This window comes from Salinicola sp., assembly GCF_982684285.1.
In genome coordinates this window covers 1-1,148 of the sequence record NZ_CEXLVS010000508.1, presented here as the reverse complement: position 1 = coordinate 1,148, position 1,148 = coordinate 1, and the positions used below count along the sequence as shown (strand labels likewise).

Sequence of the window (1,148 nt, the reverse complement as noted above, 5' to 3'; positions counted from 1 at the left end):
GCCCATGTCGAGTGACTAAGTGCTGCCAAGCCAATTTCATCACTTGTTCGAGTTCAATTTCCGCTAACTCACTAAGCTGATCACACACTCTCATTAACGGCAACACATCGGTAATATCCGCAGCAGCAACGTGTAATGAGGCGATTTGCTTAAACTCTCTCAACAAATACATTTGTTGTTCTAAATCAGATTTATCCGTCGAAGCAAGGCTATTAACTAAGGCCTTTTTTTGCCTTGCTCGATCAGGAACATCATATAAACTTCTAGGATCTAATAGTTCATCCAACAACACCGGATGACGTGTTAATTGACTACTTATCATTGGGCTAGCCGCACATAATTTGACTAGCTGTGACAATGCCAATGAGTTTTCTATCAATAATGACATATACGCTGAGCGGCGCATGATTGACTCTAGCAACGGTATTAATCGAGATAAACACTGATCTGCATTAGTGACATTTGCCGCGGCTTGTATCAATAGCGGCAATAACTTTTCTAATCGTTCACGTCCGGTGTTTTCTAAATTTCGACACCCATGAGTCTTAAACAAGTTCTCTAATAATTCTAAGCAGACTGTCGCATCAACAAAACCAAGTTGTTGTAGCCGTTCTATTCTTTCATCATCGCTTGATGTAAAAAAGGATAAGCTATCGCTGGCATCGTCTTCCGACTGAGGTATTGTTAATATTTGTTCAAAATGTTCTTGTACTCGCTTGCGATGCTCATCTAATGCCATCATAAAGTCGAGCCAATTATCAAAGCCCATCAAGCTTGCAATTCGTAATCTATCCACGTCGTCTTTCGGTAACAAATGAGTTTGTTGATCTGCCCATGCTTGAATTCGATGTTCGGTGCGGCGTAAAAAATCATACGCTAGTTTAAGTTCATCAACCGCATACGAAGATAAAACACTACGCTCTGCTAATAAATCTAAAATAGTTAGAATAGGACGTTGCTGTAAGGGGTTATCTCGCCCGCCATAAATCAACTGAAAAACTTGACCGATAAATTCAATTTCACGAATACCACCAATGCCAAGCTTAACATTGTCTTCCATACCTTTACGGCGTAATTGTCCAACAATCATTGACTTCATTTCACGCAAAGAATCAAATACACCGTAGTCTAAATAGCGTCGGTAAACG

At 40.2% G+C, this 1,148-nt stretch carries 1 protein-coding gene; it reads right to left on the bottom strand.

Going from position 1 to position 1,148, the window contains the following annotated elements:
• A partial coding sequence (locus tag AC3AYF_RS21515; protein ID WP_487780504.1) for a [protein-PII] uridylyltransferase family protein occupies nt 1-1,148 on the bottom strand: 1,148 nt, incomplete at both ends.